This window comes from Paenibacillus sp. J31R30 (assembly GCF_059692115.1).
In genome coordinates this window covers 17510-36707 of sequence record NZ_JCAUAV010000016.1, presented here as the reverse complement: position 1 = coordinate 36707, position 19198 = coordinate 17510, and the positions used below count along the sequence as shown (strand labels likewise).

Genomic DNA, 19198 nt, shown 5'->3' with positions numbered 1-19198 from the left:
AAATATAAGAAAACTTAAGTTTTTTACTTTCTTCCACTTTGCATGAAAGCCACTTTCTGTTAGGATATAAAGAAAGGCGATAGATTTAGTAAGAATTAAAAGGAGGCACCTTTCCATGGAAAAACTGATACTTGATTCTATAGATGAAATGACGCATCTGGATCAACTCGAGGCTGAAGCGATTTATATTATCCGAGAAGTAGCGGCGGAATGTGAAAAACCTGTGATGCTGTATTCAATCGGGAAAGATAGTTCCGTGATGCTGCATTTGGCGCTGAAAGCTTTTTATCCGGAAAAGCCGCCATTTTCTTTCATGCATATCGATACAACGTGGAAGTTCAAAGAAATGATTGAATTCCGCGACCGCAAAGCCAAAGAATTCGGAATCAACATGATCGTTCACTCCAATCAGGAGGGAATTGAGCAGGGGATTAACCCGTTCGATCACGGTTCCGCGTATACGGACATTATGAAAACCCAAGCCCTGAAAGAGGGATTGGACAAATATGGATTTACAGCTGCATTCGGCGGCGGAAGACGTGACGAGGAGAAGTCGCGTGCGAAGGAGCGGATTTTCTCGTTCCGGAATAAGAACCATGCCTGGGATCCGAAGAATCAACGGCCGGAAATGTGGAAACTTTTTAACACAAGAATTAATAAAGGTGAGAGCATCCGCGTCTTCCCAATTTCCAACTGGACGGAAAAAGACATCTGGCAATACATTCGCAGAGAAAACATTGATATTGTGCCGCTCTATTTTGCCAAAGAAAGACCTGTACTCGAACGCGACGGACATCTCATCATGGTTGACGATGATCGCATGAAGCTTGAGCCTCATGAGAAAATTGAAATGAAGAAGATGCGTTTTCGCACATTAGGTTGCTATCCTCTTACTGGCGGTGCTGAGTCGGAGGCGAATACGATTGATGCCATTATTGAAGAAACCCTGGGTGCGGTGTCATCCGAACGGACAACGCGGGTGATTGACCAAGAAGCGGCTGGAAGTATGGAAAGACGTAAACGGGAGGGTTATTTCTAAAATGAAGAGTCTTCTTAAATTTATTACTTGCGGAAGCGTGGACGACGGAAAATCCACCTTGATTGGACATATGCTTTATGAGGCAAAGCTCCTGTTCGCTGACCAAGAAAGAGCATTAGAACTAGACAGCAGACTTGGCAGCCGCGGCGGCAAAATTGACTATTCCTTGCTGCTTGATGGGCTCCTAGCAGAGCGTGAGCAGGGCATTACGATTGATGTGGCTTATCGGTATTTTACGACAGATCACCGTTCGTTCATCGTAGCGGATACACCTGGACACGAAGAATATACCCGTAACATGGCCGTTGGCGCATCTTTTGCAGATTTGGCTATCATTCTTGTGGACGCAAAGAAAGGGGTTATTACCCAAACCAAGCGCCACACTCGGATTTGCGCACTTATGGGCATTAAACATCTTGTTTTAGCAGTGAATAAAATGGATTTAGTGGGCTTTGATCCTAAGATATTTGACGCGATCAAACAAGAGTTCTTGCAATTGACCGCTGAGTTTCACTTTGACAGCATTCAGGTGATTCCTGTTTCTGCCACAGAAGGGGATAACATTACGAAAAAATCGCCAAATACCCCTTGGTACGAAGGCCTTGCCTTGCTGCCGTATTTGGAAAATGTGGACGTTCATCAGAATGACAATGCGAAGCAATTTATGATGCCGATTCAGCGTGTATGCCGTCCGGATCATACATTCCGCGGTTTCCAAGGTCAAATTGAGGCTGGGCGTATCGCGGTTGGCGATGAGCTGACAACGTTGCCTAGTCATGAGAAGGCGAAAGTCAAACGGATCCTCGTGGGAGACCAAGATCGTGATTATGCCTATGCTGGACAGCCCGTAACCATTCAATTGGATCGGGAAGTCGACGTTTCGCGGGGCTGTGTATTCACGAAGGATAGTCAAATCCAAGAGGCGGATAGATTTAGTGCTACGATTCTTTGGATGGATGATTCCGTTCTGACGCCAGGCAAGAACTATCTGGTCAAAGTAGGAACGAAGGTCCTGCCAGGTACCGTAACGGCCATTACGCATAAAATCGAAATCAATACTGGAAAAACGGTTCCAACCGATCATATTGTCAAAAATGAATTAGCCAAATGTGAGTTTTCCTTATCTGACGCTATCGTTATTGATTCTTTCGAACAAAATAAAAGCATCGGCGGATTTATTCTGATCGATCGTGTCACCAATATGACGTCAGCTTGTGGAGTGATTGAGCAAATCCTTCAAAGCTCCGACAATTCTGCGCGGTTAGATACGGAAATCACCAGAGATGTTCGTGCTCAGCAAAAAGGTCAGAATCCGTTGACCCTTTGGTTCACGGGTTCGGTTTCAGATCAATCGGCCCTTGCGAAGGAAGTCGAGAAACGTTTGGTATCGACAGGCCACCATACGATGTTACTGGGGAATGGCCACGGAGAATCGTTGCAGCGATTAGCAGAAGTTGCGAAATTGATGAACGATGCTGGACTTATTGCATTGGTATCGAGTGATTCCCCGATCGGAAACGACCATGAAACTGTGCGAGACATCATTGGCAAAGAGTATTTTGAAGTTTATGTAAGCTCCAGCACGAATCATATACCTGGGAACCCGGAAGTTGTGATCGATTCAAGTAAGTTTTCAACCGAAGAAGCTGCGAGTTATGTAGTGAAACGAATTATCAAATATTTAATTAATGAGAGTAGTGTCGGGCAATTTCTTAATTTTTAAGAAGTGAAAGTCTCCCGTACACAGGCTTAAGCAAATCGACGCAACGAAATAGTTTTTAAAAAATAGTATCCCGACATCACCGAGAATAGTGATGTCGGGACTTTTTTTGTGTCCGCGGTATGGGGCCCTGTTAAGGGGATAAAAAAAGATGATCCCTGCTCAATACAGGAATCATCGACTGGATAAATATGTTTCTAATTAATAGCAGTCACCTGAAAATTATAGGCAGTTATGGACTGGGCACCCTTTTTTATTTCACTGGTGCTTGTCCATTTTCCGGTTACGACTGCGTTACCGGGCTTCAATGACCCTGATGAGCTAGTGAGCAGAACGTACTGGTCGTTCAAAGCAACAACAGCGTTATTACCATCTGCAGTGAGAATTTTACAAGTAAAGCGGACTTTCACGTTCCGATAATTACTTAAATTCTCCAAAGCAATTTCAATATAATCTGGTTTAATTCTTGTGAACGTGTATTTTCCGCCCTTATATTCGTAGTACGACTGTTGATTCTCTCCGTCACCTGGTATGTTGTCGATAAGCAATACGCCGGATCCCTCACTATTAATTCGGTCTGCATCTACATCAAGTGTTTTACGCAGTCCGTCTTCCGCAATTGCATAGGCCATGTAGTGATGCTGCCGTGTTCGGGGAGCCGCTTCAATTAGAAGTGCCTGCTGTCCTTGGGCAGATAGCTCAGGAGCAAGCCGGGCTGATTTAACCTGTATACCGCCACCCAACGTACCTGCTGAGTAACTTACATTGCCGTTAGTCATTAAACGTGCTAAGCCGATTGTATCACCATCCGTACCAATAACTGAGGCAAGTGCATCACCGCCTCCCTTAAAGGTGCCGATGACAGTGAAGTTACGATCAGGTGCAGCTTTCTTGAGAAGTTTTCCTGGATCGCTTTCGAGTATTTTGAATTCTATGTTTTGAATTTGTCCAGATGTGTCCGTCACTGCAGCGAGCTGTCGATAGAGCGCAATGCTGTCGTCGTGTTTGCCGGAATCATTAAGCTGTGCGGCTTTGGTTAAAAGATTTTGGACAATAGACTTGATGTAGTCAGGCACTGTGGATGGGGAAGAAGCCCACTCTTTACTTGATTGAAACACTTTGACCTTGGCAGCAAAATCAGTTAAGTCAGCTTGATCTGACGCTTGTTTCAGTCCGGCCTTGACGAATTCGTCGACTTTTGCCGTAAGCCATTCGCTTTTCGCACCATTACTCTTAAATAAGGTAAGTAATTTTGTAGCTTCCTTCAATGATTCATCCATACCCTTGTCCTTGAAAATGTTGTCTAGTTTTCCCTTTCCAAATTCCTCTACCAACGCAGAGCCTTCGCCAATTCGTTTGGCATCATGATGATCATATACATTATGGAGCTGTAGTAGGTTGCTCAGATTATGTTCCTCTGAAAACGCTTTTTTATTTAAAGCATTTTGTAAACTTTTCATGTCCTTTTTTCGAAAATCCTCTAGTGCATCTTTAAATACGGTATCTAACGAATAATATGTAGTAGCTTCAGAATAAATTTTCTTTGTGAAGTTGTCTTTTCCCGCATATTCCGCCGTTTTTTTAACGTAATCCTGATAAATGCTTAGTAGCTTAGTGACATCATCTTCGTCACTTGCCTCGTCTGCCTCTGTTTTGATCGAGTTCAACATGGTTTTAATGCCTGTTATTGGTTTTAATGCGTCTAAAGCGGCTTGTGTTTCGTTGTCTTTATAGTGTAGGGCTGTAATCTCCGAAGCAGCTCGAAACTGTTCTTCCGCGGAGATTAATCGGTCAGACTGGCGATTCTTCTCAGCTTGTTGATATAGCTCGATTTTTAAAATGCCTCGGTACGTTTTGTATGCGGCCAAAAACAGAAGTGGAATAAGGATGAGCGCGATGATTCGGTAAAGCCAAGTTGTATGTTTATAAGTTAAGAACATTAAACTCATCCCTTCTAAATGACATCTTGGAATTCAGGATCAAATTGATGTTTCAATTTGACTACTTGTTTAGCCTTCTTGACAAGTGAAGGATATGCCTTGAGATCCTCACTAAGTAACTTGCAAAGGCGAAGTAGAGCGTCACGATGAAGTAAGCTTACATACTCTTCAATAAACGCGTGATACCTTTTTAGATATCCTTTAACAAGCAAGATAGCCGAAGCAATTTGAACAAGTAACTCTTGACCTTGCTCCATGCTTTTGATGCGCTCTTTTTCACGAAGTGCGAAGTTGATAACTTCTACATTAATGAGCTGAGGGTTTATCTTACCGACATCCAGGAGGTAATTAGCGTAATCAGGATCAAATTCATTAGGGATTAGTGTCGCAAGCTCCAACTCCATATCACGGCGAAGAATAAAATGTTTGAGACATTCAAGCTTAAGCTTACGGATATCGTTATTGTCGATTAGCATTGAAATTTCGCGGAGCTTTTCATAACCGTCTTTAAAACGTTCTTCTAGCATATCGTTAACCGAGATTTCGATTTCTTTTTCTAGGCTCTTTTGTATCCATGGACTACGACTAGCCAATATTTGGTAGAGACGATATTGTTCGACTTTATCTTGGTAACGCTTAGAAAACCAGCGATAGACGAAGAAGAATGTGAGGCTAAGCGCAAAAGCAAGAATCAAATCAGGCACTGTTCGAGCTACGCTAATGCCTGCACAGCCACCTAGCGCAATAATCAGGATATCACTACGCAGGACACGCTGATTAATTCTTTTGGCCTGCTCGCTCACGCTAATGAATGTCTTTTCACGGTTACATGCTACGCAGCGTTCATCCCAAAGCGTAGAGTATGAGCCGCAGTGCCTACAGTGACGGAGACGTTCGAAGCGGTATCTTGCTCTCTTGATATGTCGAATGTGTACAGCAATCTTTTGGCTCATTGTTGTCCACCCTTGTTATTCAGTAGTTTTAATAATAAATCATCAATTTGAGACTTTGAGGACAAGTTACGACTTGCAAATACAAAAAATAACGCTTTGCCAAGGAGATAAATAAATAATAGTAAAAGAATAAGATATGTAAACGTCATGGTTCTGGCTCTCTCCCTAGTTATAATATTTAGTGGTTATAAATAAGTATAAAGTACTAGTATTTTAGGCATGTAAATTGTAAAATGAAAGGGGATTAATCCCAAGTATTCTATCATTTTACTACGCAGACTGCTATTATTCTATCATTTAATTGGTACTATTGTCTCATTATTGTCGTATGAATAAAACGAGAGCACCTAATTTTATTTACGGAGGAAGACACCGAGTGAAAGTAATCAGAAAGCTGCTACTATCCACCATTGTTATTACCATGTTGTCGTCGTCTCCATATTGTATGCAGAGTATTCAAGCTGCTGAAAAGGATACGACAAAAATTGACGCTGTTCTGGCTATGGACGTCAGTAATTCGATGAACGAAAGCGACGTCAATAAAGTTGGAAACGAAGCAATGAAAATGTTTATCGATATGTCTTCTGTCGAAGGAGATAAGATTGGCGTTGTTGCATATACAGATCAAATTGTGCGTGAACGGGCGCCTTTGAAGCTAGATGGAGCAAAAGCTAAAGGAGATTTAAAAAGTTTTATCGACCAGCTTTCACGCGGTCCCTATACGGATGTTGCAGTAGGAGTAGACGAATCAGTTAGAATTTTAGAAACGGCAGGAACAGAACCTGGACATATTCCAATGATTGTACTGTTCACCGATGGCAATAACTCCTTGAGTCCGAACAGCACGCAGGAAAAATCGGATTTATTATTGCAAGACGCACTTAAACGAGCAAAGGCTAAAGGGATTCCTATTTATACAATTGGATTGAATGCGGATGGGAAATTAAACCGTGATCCGCTTCAAAAAATTTCCGATGAGACGAACGGGAAATCTTTCGTGACAAGCAGCGCAAGCGATCTTCCCAAAATATTAAGCGATATCTATGCCGACCACTTGAAATTGAAAGTTGTCCCGCTTACTGGTTTAACGGCAAATGGGGAATTTCAGGAGGTAATAGTCAACATACCGAATTCGAGTGTTATTGAAGGTAATATCTCGTTAATTGCTGGTAGTGGCGTGGAAGTTAAACTCTTTGATCCTACAGGTAAAGAACAGCAACTACCTTCAAACAATGCTCAATATTCCGCGTCTACATCATACTCATTAATCAAAATGATTAAACCGATGGAAGGCAATTGGAAGCTGCAGGTAAAAGGTGTTGATAAGGAACACATTGATATTAATTTGATTTATAACTATGACATCAGCTTGATGGTTAATCCGTTACCGAATGCTGTGTTGAAGGTGGGAGATCTAGTGCCCATTAAAGCAGAATTGGTGGCCAACGGGCAGCCAGTAACTGATGCTAATCTATATAAAAATTTAAAAGCAAAATTGATGATCAAGGATGTCGATTCACAGAAATCTGTAGAGATGCCACTCACGGTAGGACAGCAAAGTGTTCAAGGCTCATTCCAACTGCCTGAAAGCCATGATTATGAACTTATCGTAAAGGTAGAGGATGCTAACTTTATTCGCGAATCACAAGTTATGAAAGTTTCGGCCAAAACGGTGACGGCCTCAACGCCTGCCCCAACAGTACCCGTACAACAGACGACTGCTCCGGTCCAGCCTGAAAAGCCGACACCCTGGCTTATATATGGCGCCATCGCTGCAGGATTACTTCTTTTGGCAGCACTACTAAGTGTATTGCTAACTGTCAGAAAGAAAGCGACACGCGGATTTGTTGGACAACTTGTATTGGAGCTTAAAGACGAGGAATTTGGTGAAAAAAGCACTCCGCAGTACAAAAGATTATCCATGTTTAGAGGGAAGTTTCAATTGCATCAACTGGTACAACTTGCACCAGAATTCTCGGAGACCAAAGACATCTGGTTTAAACCAGGTAAAGGTGACCGACTTGTTTTATGGAACAAAACCGACTGTGTTGTCGAAAAGAGCGGTCGTGTAATCGACGCAAGTAAGGGCTTTGAACTGAATGCAAACGACCGAATTCGCGTATTGCTGAAGCAAACCAACAAATCAATTATGTTAGAGTATCTGCGCTAAACATATTAGGAGGCATAACAAATGAAACCGACGGTTAGAGATCATATCCAACAACTTGACGTCTCCAAAGGCGGCGGCGGGATTGTCAGTGATAAAATTCGTGTCGATACGATCGCAAATCCAATGCTAGTGATCGGGTTGGGTGGTACAGGAATAGACGCGCTGCTACGCGTTAAATACAACATAAACAGAAGATTCAAGCTTCCTGAAGATCCTGTATCGAAGAAGAAAAAAGATAAGCCAGACAATATCGAATTTATTGCATTCGAGACCAATGAACACGACCGCAACAAGAAATATAACGGGATGGGTTTAGACCCCCAAACGGAGTTTGTATTGCTCTCCAACGCAGAAATCGGAGGTGTATTGCAAGACCGATCATTGCTTGAGCCCTATATAAATGAATGGCTTTCTAAGGAATTGACCATCACTGATGGTATTAATGGTGCTTCTGGGGTGCGACAGGCAGGACGTCTGCTTCTCTTCACCAAGATCAATCAGGTCGTTCAGACGATCGAACGCAAAATCAACACCCTGACTGTCGGGACAGAGAAGAAACTCCTTGTCTTTTTATTAACTGGCTTGTCCGGCGGTACCGGCAGCGGCTGCTTCTTGGACATTTCTTATATTGTTCGCGGTCTCATGGAGAACAAACACGGCACGGCCGGAGTCGATAAGGTCAATCTGCTCGGGTACTTGTTTACCCCGGATGTCAACTTGTCGAATAAAAGCTTATCCGAACATACACGCGAATACATTCGCAAAAACGGCTATGCCGCACTGAAGGAACTGGATTATTGGATGAATGCTGATGAGCGTGGTGACCGCTTCAAGCAGCAATACGGCAGCATTTTGAAAGTCAATTCCAGAATGGCACCATTTAATTTGGCTCATTTGATTTCGGCAACCAATTTGGATGGCAAACTGTTGGAAAACTCCTACGACTATTGCATGAATGTAACTGCAGAGAATATCACTAACTTTATGGCGAGCGAGGAAAAGCAATCCGGGGAAGAATTCGCCATTCATGATTACATTAGTAACATCAGCACAAACATCAAGCAAATGCCTCGTCAGTATGCGGCGAACTATCAATATAATATTCTCGGGGCGTCCTCAGCGGTTATTCCTATTGAGGAAATGACGACGTACTTAGCCTTTAAAGTATTTGAGCATATGTCCAAGATGTTTGATGCCGTACCGTCAAAGGAAGATATTGAAGTATTTGCCAATAGACTAGGCTTTGATCCAGAGTCTCTGCACAGGGAGTTGAATAAACGCGTTCCTGAGCAAGCATTGGAAGGTTACCAACACAGTGATCGACTCAGTTATAACAATGTCGTAAAAAATCAAGTCATTAACTTGGATACTGAGCTAGAGCAGAACTACTTGTCTCGTGCGCGGGAAGAGTACATCAAATGTCGGAAACAGCTTCCAGGTCAAATCAAAGATCGCTTCTCCAATGTCATAGCCAAAATTTTTAAAAATCCGACACAAGGCCCGTACTACGCATCACGGATGATATACACCGACAAAGGCTTTAGTATTCTAAAGTTGATCGAAGCTTATATTTTCTCGCTAAAAGAGAGCCAACATCGCATTCCGCGAGACATTAATGCAGCTAAGGATAACGCGATGGCTAAGTTTGGCGAGGCACGGAGCGCATTCATTTCGAAGGATCGCCGCAAAGATGCCTATATCGAAGCGAAAATACAGGAATATACGCTTCACGCAGACCGTGAGCGCCTGCAGCAAATGATTGAGTTGTATGAAGAATTGTATCATTTGATAAATGAAGAGCATTCACGAATTTATGATGTGTTCACTGAACTGCTCAATGAGCTGAATAAAATTTTCCATAGTAATGCCGATATTCTCGTTAAATCGCAAGAAGAGCTTGATCATCGAGGTAATCGTACCTATTACTGGAACGTTGTCAGTGTTCCTGATGTTGCGAAGCTTATTGGCAAAGTACTGGAGGAACGCGATGCAGATAATTTGATTCGCGAATTTTCCGAGGCCCTTATGGAGCAATCTAATCGTTGGGTAAGAGAGACGGAAGTCGATATCGTTGGTTCAATCTCAGAATTTTTAGGGGAACATTTTGGTGAGTTAATTACACGCTCGATGGAGGATTACTTGCGAATTAAGTTCGGAGGCGACGATTCTCTGGATAAAATCGTAGAGCAACGAATTGCTGGACGCCTGTATGAAGAGGCAAAGCCAGTGTTCCATCTGAACAACAGTATGGGCAACTACAATTTCCCTTCATGGGGGCTCATTTCCGTACCGGTTAATGCTACACATATTTATAAAGGAATCAAAAGCTTTCAAGATAACGCAATCGCTAATACGAGATTTACCATTAAGGAAAGCCAGGTCAAGAATCGGATATTTTGGCTTAACACACAGAACGGAATTCCGCTGTTCCTTTATACACCGCTTAAGCTGTATGAACAGAGCTATGAGAAAACGATCTTGGAGCCAGAAGGTATCGGCCGTCACTTGGTTATGAACGAAAAAGTTAATTGGACGAATTTGCCTTCCCCGATCCCTGAGAAATCATGGGGGGATACGTATTCCAACGATCGAATTAAGAAATATAATCATGAAATTCGACAATTGTTTGCATCTGCATTGGCACAGGGCGTTATTCGTGAGAAGACGACAGATAATGGTGCGATCAGCCGTTATGAGTGTGTAATTACGCAGTCGTTCGATCTAAAGCTCCACTTGGCAGATTACCAATTGCAGCTTCAATCAGAGCGACCTAATCTCGGCGAAGTAAAACGTTGCGTAACGGATCTTAAGAACTATGTGACACAAGGTCTGCCAGTCGAAGGGAGACGCGATATTTTCGGCAGTGTTGACGAAAATTGGGCCAAAGAGAACTTGATTCGTACACCAGACATGATCCGTATAGTTCGCGGAGAAATGGTGAAATATGCTGAGATCGAAGCGCAGATCGTAGAGTTCGAGAAGCTTCTCGAAGGATTCGCAGACGAGGAGAAGCAAGTTCAGTTGTTCATCGAAGCCATGTATACAGAGACGATCCGTAAGAAAGGCGCTGTGTACATCTTCGATCATGATGAGGGCGAAGAGTCTTGGGAATCATTTGTAAATGTCATGCAAGTTAATAAATTCGTAGAGTATGAAATTTTCTCCAAAATTCGTAACTTGGATTTGAAAAAAACAACGCATCTGCAGCGTAAATCGTCGAAGCGGGCAGAGCAGCTTAGCGCTTCGGAGAATCTGGGGCCGGTAATCACTGCTCTAAAGGAAATGGCAGCGTCAGGAGCAGAATCCATTTCCAAGCTCGAATACGATCGGGCTGAATGGGCAAATGGCGAAGATATGTACCGTTTCTATCGCAATGTAACGAACAAAATCAAAGATATTGTGAAGGTACTGAACTAGAAATAGAACATTGGAAGAAATGAGTGAATGACATGCGCAATATTTGGACTACATTCGCCAATGACTACGCTTTGCGGATGGATGACGTTCACGATGAAGGAGATGAGAGACGACGGATTAATAATCCGATCGTCTTCCTTTTCCTTGGGGACGAAGTAAGCGAGGCACTTGAAGTCATTCATGGGATTAATAGTCGTAAATGGCTAAATAGCTCTGGTGTCGTCTATTTGCAGGTTCATACATCTGATCATGCGACTATCGAGAGAGAGAACGTGTATAACTGGAAGTTGCCGTTACCGCAGGAAGATAAAAAGACACTGCGTCCTGCGTTGCATGAGCGGTTTCATCAAGATGAAGAGCAACTTTTCGAATTGAACGTCCTGCTTCGTAAGATGTACAGCAAAATTGCTGAGTATGGGCGTATGTATGCATCGCTTCAACGAGTCAATATTGCCGTTGTTACGCGTGTCGATGATCCATGCAACGTTCTGTTGCCGGATTTGACGGTATTGATTGAATCGCTCTTTCAAGAATCGTTTCGATCTGTGCAAGTAGATCTGTTTGCTCTGTTAAATACGAATTCAGGGGAAGGCTTCGGTTATGCTTCCTCTATGGGGCTCGGATTTCTAAGTGAGGTTGAGATGTTTCAACGACGTGATTACAAATATGAGAAATTACTCCAAGTAACGCAGGATCATATAAAGCTTCCCTGTATTCATGGACCTTCTCCCTTATTCGATCTCGTGTTCCTGCTTAGTAATCAGGATGAGCGCGGTATTGTATCCGAACATGGCATTCGCTATAACTATGAACTTATCTGCCATTTAAATTTGCTGAAAAATAGGGATATATCCAAAGGTGTTGTTCCGGAGCTAAATCCATACAATAATCAGCAATTTAAACAGAACTTGTATATTGATCAGCAAGGTAGCGGTAATTGTTATGTGTCCGCAGGATTTTCACATGTGCGTAGACCCAATAAAACGATTGCTTTAACGGTCGTACGTCATTCATTGAATAAATTAATTAACCGTTTAGAAGAAAATAGTTGGCTGGATACATCACTTGTTCTAGATGTCCTAGGATTACGCCCGATGCAGATGGAACAAACGGTGAGAGAGCTATTGCCTCCTCCGGAAGAGATTTTGAATCATATGTACGGTCTCATCCATGAAGATATTTCATACGACACGTTAAAACACATGTCAATGGAGCAGGCGGAGCATCATTTGTATGGCGATTCTGCAAAGGCATTTTTAAGCTCCTATGTAGATAAGGCAGAGGAAGCATACCGGGAACGTCAAGATGAGGAACAATTTCGAAAAGGGATTAGAGAGCGTGTGTTAGATGATCCCAACCTAGGGTTTTATTGTTTATCTAAATGGATGGACGCGAAAGGTAAAGACAGCGTTTTTGCGGTGCTTCAGTCTTTAGTATTAGCCGCTGAGAGCCGTAAGGAAGAGCTAAAAGCGAAGCTTGATTTGCTGGGGCAAGAACGTGTCGAGGTGCAGACCTTCTCCCGCATTCGATTACTGGGATGGATGTCCAAGAAGTTTAATCTATCAGGATTTACGCAGTCATTGCTAGAGAAGGTGTACGGTCTTCATTATGAAATGGCTATTAATGAGTTATTGCTTAAACATATCAAAATGCACATATACGTACTAGAAGAGTTTCACGCACAAGGACTGAGATATGTTGAGCAATTAAACGGTATCCGATCGCTATTATCGGAACTTAGCAGTACTGCAGCCAGTGAAACCAGCGGGTATTTGGGTTGCAATATTGACGAGTATTACCTTCAAGTCGTTGATACGGTTATGGGTGAATGGGAACAACGGTATGGGAAAAAATATCTGTTTGATGATCGTTTTTTTGGCAGTGTCATGCTTTTACTTGAAAAAGATGAAGATGCCTTTGCATGGAAGCTGATCGAAGTAGTCAATCAGGACCTATTCACGCATAGGTTATTTCTTCAGTCATTCGAAGACGAATTACTGGATCGTGCTAATGTAGCAGTGCGTTACGAAAGTGATGACGCGCTTACGAAATCAGGACTTTTCCGTGAGTTGTATGAGACGTTAGAGAAAGAAGCTTCTATTCGTTTGGACGTCTATCAGTCAGGCCATAAACATCGATATGAAGAAAAATACTTGATTGGCGACTATAAAAGTGAATTCATACAGTATGCCTTTCAAACTGACCACAAGAACCTTTCCTGCAAAGTGGGCTGTGTGGACGAACGGATGCGTAGTGGCGTTGAAAAGCTGAATTTAATGGGTGGGTTTAGGCTGCAAGATACGATGTTTTATCGAAACGCCAAACGATATTACGTTACATATGTGACCAGTGGTTATGAGTTTCACCCGCCATCTTTTCATATGGCAACAGAACGGAACAATGAATATCGGGAATATGAGGAAGCCTAATGTTTAGAGAACTCAATATCTTGCTCATCGTTGCAAGCCTCGTTGGAGGAACTGTCGGTTTTGTAATTGGCGAACTTTTGCTTGATGGTTTAGGCGGACATTTGCATTCCGTTTGGTTAATGGGGTTATATTTTGGTGTTTTTGCACTGACAGTAAATTTTGCGTGTTTAATTGCCGAAACAATATCCCCAGACTTGAACGGTTCCAGTTGGCGCGTTCGTTATTCAAGAGAGTCTTGGAAACTATGGATACCAGTATCACTTGGCATGCTTTTTGTAGCTGGTGCATTGCTTCAGTTCATCTATGGATTATCATTTTCCGGTATCAAGCCGCCTAAAGATTATTTCTTAGTAATTGACCGATCAGAAAGTATGTTGCAAACAGATCCGGATCGATTAAGCATGAAGTCTGCGGAGTATCTCATTGATCGAATGGCCTCGGATGTGCGGGTATCTATCATTCTATTTAATAACCAAGCCGAGCTGTTGCTGCCAGTAACCGCATTAGCCGACGAAGCGGCTAGAACGGATGTCAAAAATAAGCTTGCACATGCAGCTAATCCTAGTAACGGTACAGACATTGGAAAGGCACTTGAGATGGCTCGTACTCAAATGGCAGGAAGTGGGGCCACACAAGGTCAGAGTGCCATCATCTTACTATCGGATGGATATAGTGACGTGGATACTGCGACAATGCTTGCTCCTTTTGCGGATAGCCATACAGCCATTCACACTATCGGAATGTTGGGGGGCGGGGACGAGGGAACCCAGCTCCTCAAAAACATTTCGTCCCAAACGGGAGGACGTTACTATTCGGTAAAACGAGCTGAGAAGCTAGAGAACACCATGAGTCAGATTTATTCCGGACAAGATGATCGGATACTTGTAGGAGAACGAGTGGGTATGGCGGGCCAAAGCGTATGGTACGCTTTTATTCGAATTTTGGCACTAACCATTATTGGTCTTCTTTTAGGTCTCACGTTAGGAATTATTTTTAACAACAAGCACTTGGCACGCCGTTTTATTGTTGGAGGAACTATCGCAGGTATTGTCGCAGGTTTGGTATTAGAGTTCGGATTAAGGGATGCGCTCTGGCCAGCGGGCTATCGTGCAGTTGCAGATCTTGTTCTGGCACTGATCGTCACTTTCTCTATGGTTGGAAAGACATTGACAAGACCAACCCCTGTAGAATCTTCTTATCGGGAGGATGAGTTTCGACGTGAAGGAAAGGAACAGTTCGCAAATCAAGATAAAAACCGGAGTAAAGGACATCGACAGTTTCGGTAATCATGAAAGGAGACCGGTATGATGCAATGGGGGGAGTTAGGGGAGCAACAACGAATTACCAAAGCAACCGGACAGCGTTATCAGGGAGAATGTCAGTTGACCTGGGAATGGCCAAAAGATATTCAATACGTATATATATATGCCTTTAAACTTGGAGAGGAACTACCATATGAGCAGCTCTCTCCTCGCAATTTCAAGCTGCTTACACGAGAAGAGTACAAGACAACGATTGGATTTCGCGAGCGAAGCGAGCATATTGGCGTTATCATGTATCGAATCATACCATGTGTTCGTGAAAATGGTGAAATAAAGCCGTTAAAGCAGTTTGACGATCATAACGTGATTCGGATCGCCGGTTCCCGTGCGCAAATCCGCTACAAGGTGAGCTACGGCCGCGGCTGGTTCCAGAAACGAAAACCTGTTACCTTGGAGCTGTTTTGTGAAATACCAGTACCACGTAATGTATTGTGCTATGTGAAGAAGCAAGGGGAAGAGCCATTTGGACGTGAAGATGGCGTTGTATATCCGCTGCTACGAGAGTTTTCATCAGGACGTCAAGTACTGCCTGATTTTGAGATTGGTAAGGATGAGTTTGTAAGACTTTTCCTAACCGATGGTAAAATGTATGGCGAGTTTTTCGAATTAATTAGGGAGTAAGAGGTGTATGAGATGGTCAGTTTTTTAAAGAGAATTTTTGGAAGTAAAGAAAGTACGCTAGTTAAACCACCGTTTTACAGCATTGTTTGCCCTTATTGCTTTGAAAAGTTCGAACCTGAAGAAGTTGTTTTCCGGGCAACACATATTCGTGACGATGATGATGCGTTTATGGAGCGTATCGATGATAAGCTTAGTAAATGGCGAAAGCGTTTTAATATGGGGGAAAGTTATGAACACGCAGTTATAGATCCAAATACGATTCCCGATGAAAGTCGGATATATTCCGAAAATGTATTGGTTGGCATTGTTGATCGCCATGGGGAAACGAGTCGAAGAAGATTGTGTCCTCATTGCCATAATGAACTTCCGGTCGTCGCGGGCAAAATTCCAAGCAACATCATTTCTATTGTAGGTGCATCTCAAGTTGGTAAATCTGTGTTTATCGCCTCTCTTGTTCATACATTATTGAATTCGACAGCTGCAAACTTTGATGCTGCTTGCGTACCGCTCACTCCTGAGGTCAGCAGACGTTTCAAGGATCGTTTTTCGGACCCCATATTTAATCGCGGTCAAATGGTCTCGGCTACTGACCCAAATGAACAAATGGAACCCTTTATCTTTCAGTTTAAATTCAAGGACGAGAAAAAAGAACCTTTAATGTTAGTTTTTTTTGATGTTGCTGGTGATGGATTGACAAGAAGGGATTATATGGAGCTGCAGGCAGCGCATATTAAAAACTCGGCAGGGATTATGTTTTTGGTTGACCCTCTTCAAATTAAGACGATACGGGAGAAAATTCATCTTAACCAAGGAGAAGAACAGGGTGAGTTTTCCGAGCGTTACGATGAACCATTGGATGTTGTTTCCGCTTTGTATGAAAATTTCATAGCTCATGAGCCAAATGGGAAAACATCCATTCCAACCGCTGTTGTTTTGACGAAAAGTGATATGCTGCAATATTTAAAGGAAGACGATAGTGAGTACATTCGTTCAAATAGCAACGTTTTCCGTAATATTTCCCACAAACAATTTCTAGATAATAATGAGTTTGAAAACATTAACGGTGAAATTGAACGGTTTTTGGAAAAGGTTGACCGCCCATTCAAGGGTGCTGTTGACGTTTATTTTACTAAGAAAGCGTACTTTGCCATATCTTCCTTAGGTTCTAATCCTGTTAATCAACAATTGTCAGGTGTTGTTACACCGATTCGTGTAGACGAGCCGTTCGTATGGCTGCTGCATCAACTTGGATTCGTTGATAGGAGAGATGTATCGTGACCGTAAGAGACCCTATCCTACAGCATATATACACGCGTGATCGTGAGGGAGTGTTTCGCACAACCGAAGGTTTCGATACCGTAGCGATGTCGCCTTCTCTGGACAGGCGATTCGTACAAAGTGTACTTCAGCCATATTGTCTTTACAAGGCGCCGAAGGAACTTCTTACACGTCCCGATGCGGACGGCAGTCAATTTCCTGATTCCACTACTGTCTTTCCGGCAAGTAACGGAATGCTGGTAGCAGGCAGAAGTTTATATGTAAGTGCTGATTTCACAGGGCAAAGAAGCAGTACGTTTACACATCAACTGCTCATTCCCGAATTAAGAAAAGATGAATTTTTGCAGAAACCGGAGAAGTTGTTTCACATTAATAGTTTTGTCAGTAGATATGACATTCGAGAGGGCAAGCAATTGGCGGAACTGTCAAATGTAACATGTACTAGTGAGCAGGTAGATTTTAATCTGCTTGAACAGATCGGCTTTAACGAACTTTTATTTAAACAACTTGTATATGCTGTAATGGCAGCCCTTTCACCAGTAAAAACAGGCCCGAGGCGTAAAATTTATGTCTCGTTAAATAGTGATATTTCGGCATGCTCCGACGATGCGAAAAGGCTATGTATTTTGCTCTATAAATTGCTGCCTTGGGAAATGAGACGCCAGCTAGGCGTAGTTACGTATAATAACGAACCGGAAAGCCGGCAAAATATCCATCTCATGTTTGTGGAGAAGGGCAGTATAGCAGCTGCTGAGAAAGGCTTGGAGCGGGATGTGCTTTTTGACATCGATGCCCAAAAATTTCGAAATACGGAACTGCCTGGTAAAGAACATATTTATTTGGATTACGTATGGGAACAGCGGTACAACGATGCCATTTTAGATAAGTTTTTCAACTTCTGTGACGAGGCTGTCGCTGACTTGCCAATTGAGATCAAGCATTCGACTCAGAGTTATTATAACCTTTGCGGGCTTTATCAGATTCAGGAAGATTCACAAAACCCTTCACTTTATGAAAGTAACCGTGCGGGTCATTTGAATGCAATATCATCATTTCTTAGTAAAGACAAAGAAAAGCCTCAACTACTAAGCCTTTACTTGAAATTACTTAAGGCAGATGCTCTTAGTAAATATACGCCAGATCTCATTTATATTCAGAGTTTTATGGGCAATTACGGGAAATTGTCAACATCTGATCAAGAATACGTTCAAAAGATGCTTTCCCTTTTTATTCATAATATTGCAGAGTATGGTCAAGGTGCGAGCCCGGCTTTCGAGATGCTGCACGTTGTGAAAAAAGACAACATTGCTTATCTGAGCGTTATTCGCTTATTGCTTGGCATAAATCCTAAGCTTATTGAAAAATACTTTTCGCAAATATTGGAACAGGTTGATTCCACCCAAAAGCTTCATAGTGAGCTTACTTTGTTCAGAACTGTGGGCAATTCGTTATGGAGGAATAGCGTACTTATACAAGAAGTTGAGCGGACAGCCCAACGCTTGATTCGAAAAAATCAGCGTAATCCGATTGCCGTATCGATACAGTTAGATGTTCTTATTGACACTCTTTGTAGAGAAGGTCAAATAGACGCCGATATATTGGCACCGATGTTGGAAAAAGCTATATGCGGGGAATTGCTAACGCTGTTAACTCCAGAGCAACTCAGCGAAGAAGAGTGGAAGCAACTAGAATTCCTTATTCATGTGGATTCTCGTTCCTGGAAGGAATGGGATATTTCCAAACAGGACGAGGACAAGCTCATGCTCATCAAGTTTATATATGGTGTAGTTGTGTTGGACCCTGAGGACCGACTTAACAGCCTTAAGCTTGAAGGGAATTGGGAAATGTTAGATGGGCAGAGCTTAGAAGCCCGTTATATACTGAAGGACTTATTTAAACTGAATTTAGACGAAAATACATTTCATATGCTTTTATTTGCGTTTATTAGTGGTCAACAAGATGATAGTCATTATGAATATCCCCAACTGATTCGATTTGTTTATGAAAAGGGTGGCAGTGAGGCTCTAGGACGTCTGGTCTCATGGGTTGACTACAGAAAGCCATTTGACAGAAACGTTGAATTGTTTTATTCAAGTCTTAAAGCATTTTTCACAAGAACAGAGCCTACGCTGCTTAAGAAGAACAAACTTCTCAAGAAGAAGCTGAAGGGCCTCAAAATTGATTCAAAGACCACACTGCTTCGGCGAGTGAGTAATGAAAGCATAATACAGCAATTTCTCAAAATGTTTAAACTCAAGAAATGGAAAAAAGAAAAGGCAAAAAGGGGCATCAACAAATTCTGAAACTAA

The 19198-nt window shown here is 42.5% G+C and carries 11 protein-coding genes; 9 read left to right on the top strand and 2 right to left on the bottom strand.

What is annotated here, in order from left to right:
• The first annotated feature begins 115 nt into the window (after window positions 1–115).
• Both cysD and AC58QO_RS29985 read left to right on the top strand, forming a co-directional pair.
• Window positions 116–1039: a sulfate adenylyltransferase subunit CysD gene (gene cysD / locus AC58QO_RS29990; RefSeq protein WP_497272079.1), complete on the top strand. Its 924-nt coding sequence runs from the start codon at window positions 116–118 to the stop codon at window positions 1037–1039.
• 1 nt (window position 1040) lies between these two features.
• Entirely contained in the window at window positions 1041–2762 is a 1722-nt protein-coding gene (locus AC58QO_RS29985) for a GTP-binding protein (RefSeq protein ID WP_497272077.1), read from the top strand.
• Between the two features lie 194 nt (window positions 2763–2956).
• Here the strand turns inward: AC58QO_RS29985 and AC58QO_RS29980 are convergent, their stop codons facing one another.
• Together AC58QO_RS29980 and AC58QO_RS29975 are read right to left on the bottom strand one after the other, a co-directional pair.
• Window positions 2957–4699 (bottom strand): hypothetical protein, encoded by a 1743-nt coding sequence (locus AC58QO_RS29980; RefSeq protein WP_497272075.1) that lies wholly within the window; start codon window positions 4697–4699, stop codon window positions 2957–2959.
• Window positions 4700–4713: 14 nt separating this feature from the next.
• A complete protein-coding gene (locus AC58QO_RS29975) occupies window positions 4714–5652 on the bottom strand; it encodes a hypothetical protein (protein ID WP_497272073.1) in 939 nt (312 codons plus the stop codon).
• A gap of 376 nt (window positions 5653–6028) precedes the next feature.
• Between AC58QO_RS29975 and AC58QO_RS29970 the strand changes: the two genes are divergently transcribed.
• From AC58QO_RS29970 to AC58QO_RS29940, 7 genes are read left to right on the top strand one after another with little or no spacing between them, the layout of a single operon-like run.
• Window positions 6029–7822, top strand: coding sequence for a vWA domain-containing protein (locus tag AC58QO_RS29970; RefSeq protein WP_497272071.1), 1794 nt, complete (start codon window positions 6029–6031; stop codon window positions 7820–7822).
• A 21-nt stretch (window positions 7823–7843) separates the two neighbouring features.
• Complete coding sequence (locus tag AC58QO_RS29965; protein ID WP_497272069.1) at window positions 7844–11239, top strand: tubulin-like doman-containing protein; 3396 nt, start codon at window positions 7844–7846, stop codon at window positions 11237–11239.
• Window positions 11240–11271: 32 nt separating this feature from the next.
• Entirely contained in the window at window positions 11272–13668 is a 2397-nt protein-coding gene (locus AC58QO_RS29960; RefSeq protein WP_497272067.1) for a hypothetical protein, read from the top strand.
• Window positions 13668–14954 carry a vWA domain-containing protein gene (locus AC58QO_RS29955; RefSeq protein WP_497272066.1) on the top strand — a complete coding sequence of 429 codons (1287 nt, stop codon included), beginning with the start codon at window positions 13668–13670 and terminating at the stop codon, window positions 14952–14954. Before AC58QO_RS29960 ends, AC58QO_RS29955 begins: the two co-directional genes overlap by 1 nt.
• Before the next feature lie 18 nt (window positions 14955–14972).
• The gene (locus tag AC58QO_RS29950) at window positions 14973–15611 is read left to right on the top strand and encodes a hypothetical protein (protein ID WP_497272064.1); all 639 of its coding nucleotides are present in this window, start codon (window positions 14973–14975) and stop codon (window positions 15609–15611) included.
• 12 nt (window positions 15612–15623) lie between these two features.
• Complete coding sequence (locus AC58QO_RS29945) at window positions 15624–16889, top strand: TRAFAC clade GTPase domain-containing protein (protein WP_497272062.1); 1266 nt, start codon at window positions 15624–15626, stop codon at window positions 16887–16889.
• The gene (locus AC58QO_RS29940; RefSeq protein WP_497272060.1) at window positions 16886–19192 is read left to right on the top strand and encodes a GAP1-N2 domain-containing protein; all 2307 of its coding nucleotides are present in this window, start codon (window positions 16886–16888) and stop codon (window positions 19190–19192) included. The genes AC58QO_RS29945 and AC58QO_RS29940 overlap by 4 nt, the downstream gene beginning before the upstream one ends.
• Window positions 19193–19198: the final 6 nt, after the last annotated feature.

Coding starts and splice junctions, on each gene's coding strand:
- cysD (WP_497272079.1), top strand. CDS start 116: ATGGAAAAACTGATACTTGATTCTATAGATGAAATGACGCATCTGGAT.
- AC58QO_RS29985 (WP_497272077.1), top strand. CDS start 1,041: ATGAAGAGTCTTCTTAAATTTATTACTTGCGGAAGCGTGGACGACGGA.
- AC58QO_RS29980 (WP_497272075.1), bottom strand. CDS start 4,699: ATGTTCTTAACTTATAAACATACAACTTGGCTTTACCGAATCATCGCG.
- AC58QO_RS29975 (WP_497272073.1), bottom strand. CDS start 5,652: ATGAGCCAAAAGATTGCTGTACACATTCGACATATCAAGAGAGCAAGA.
- AC58QO_RS29965 (WP_497272069.1), top strand. CDS start 7,844: ATGAAACCGACGGTTAGAGATCATATCCAACAACTTGACGTCTCCAAA.
- AC58QO_RS29960 (WP_497272067.1), top strand. CDS start 11,272: ATGCGCAATATTTGGACTACATTCGCCAATGACTACGCTTTGCGGATG.
- AC58QO_RS29955 (WP_497272066.1), top strand. CDS start 13,668: ATGTTTAGAGAACTCAATATCTTGCTCATCGTTGCAAGCCTCGTTGGA.
- AC58QO_RS29950 (WP_497272064.1), top strand. CDS start 14,973: ATGATGCAATGGGGGGAGTTAGGGGAGCAACAACGAATTACCAAAGCA.
- AC58QO_RS29945 (WP_497272062.1), top strand. CDS start 15,624: ATGGTCAGTTTTTTAAAGAGAATTTTTGGAAGTAAAGAAAGTACGCTA.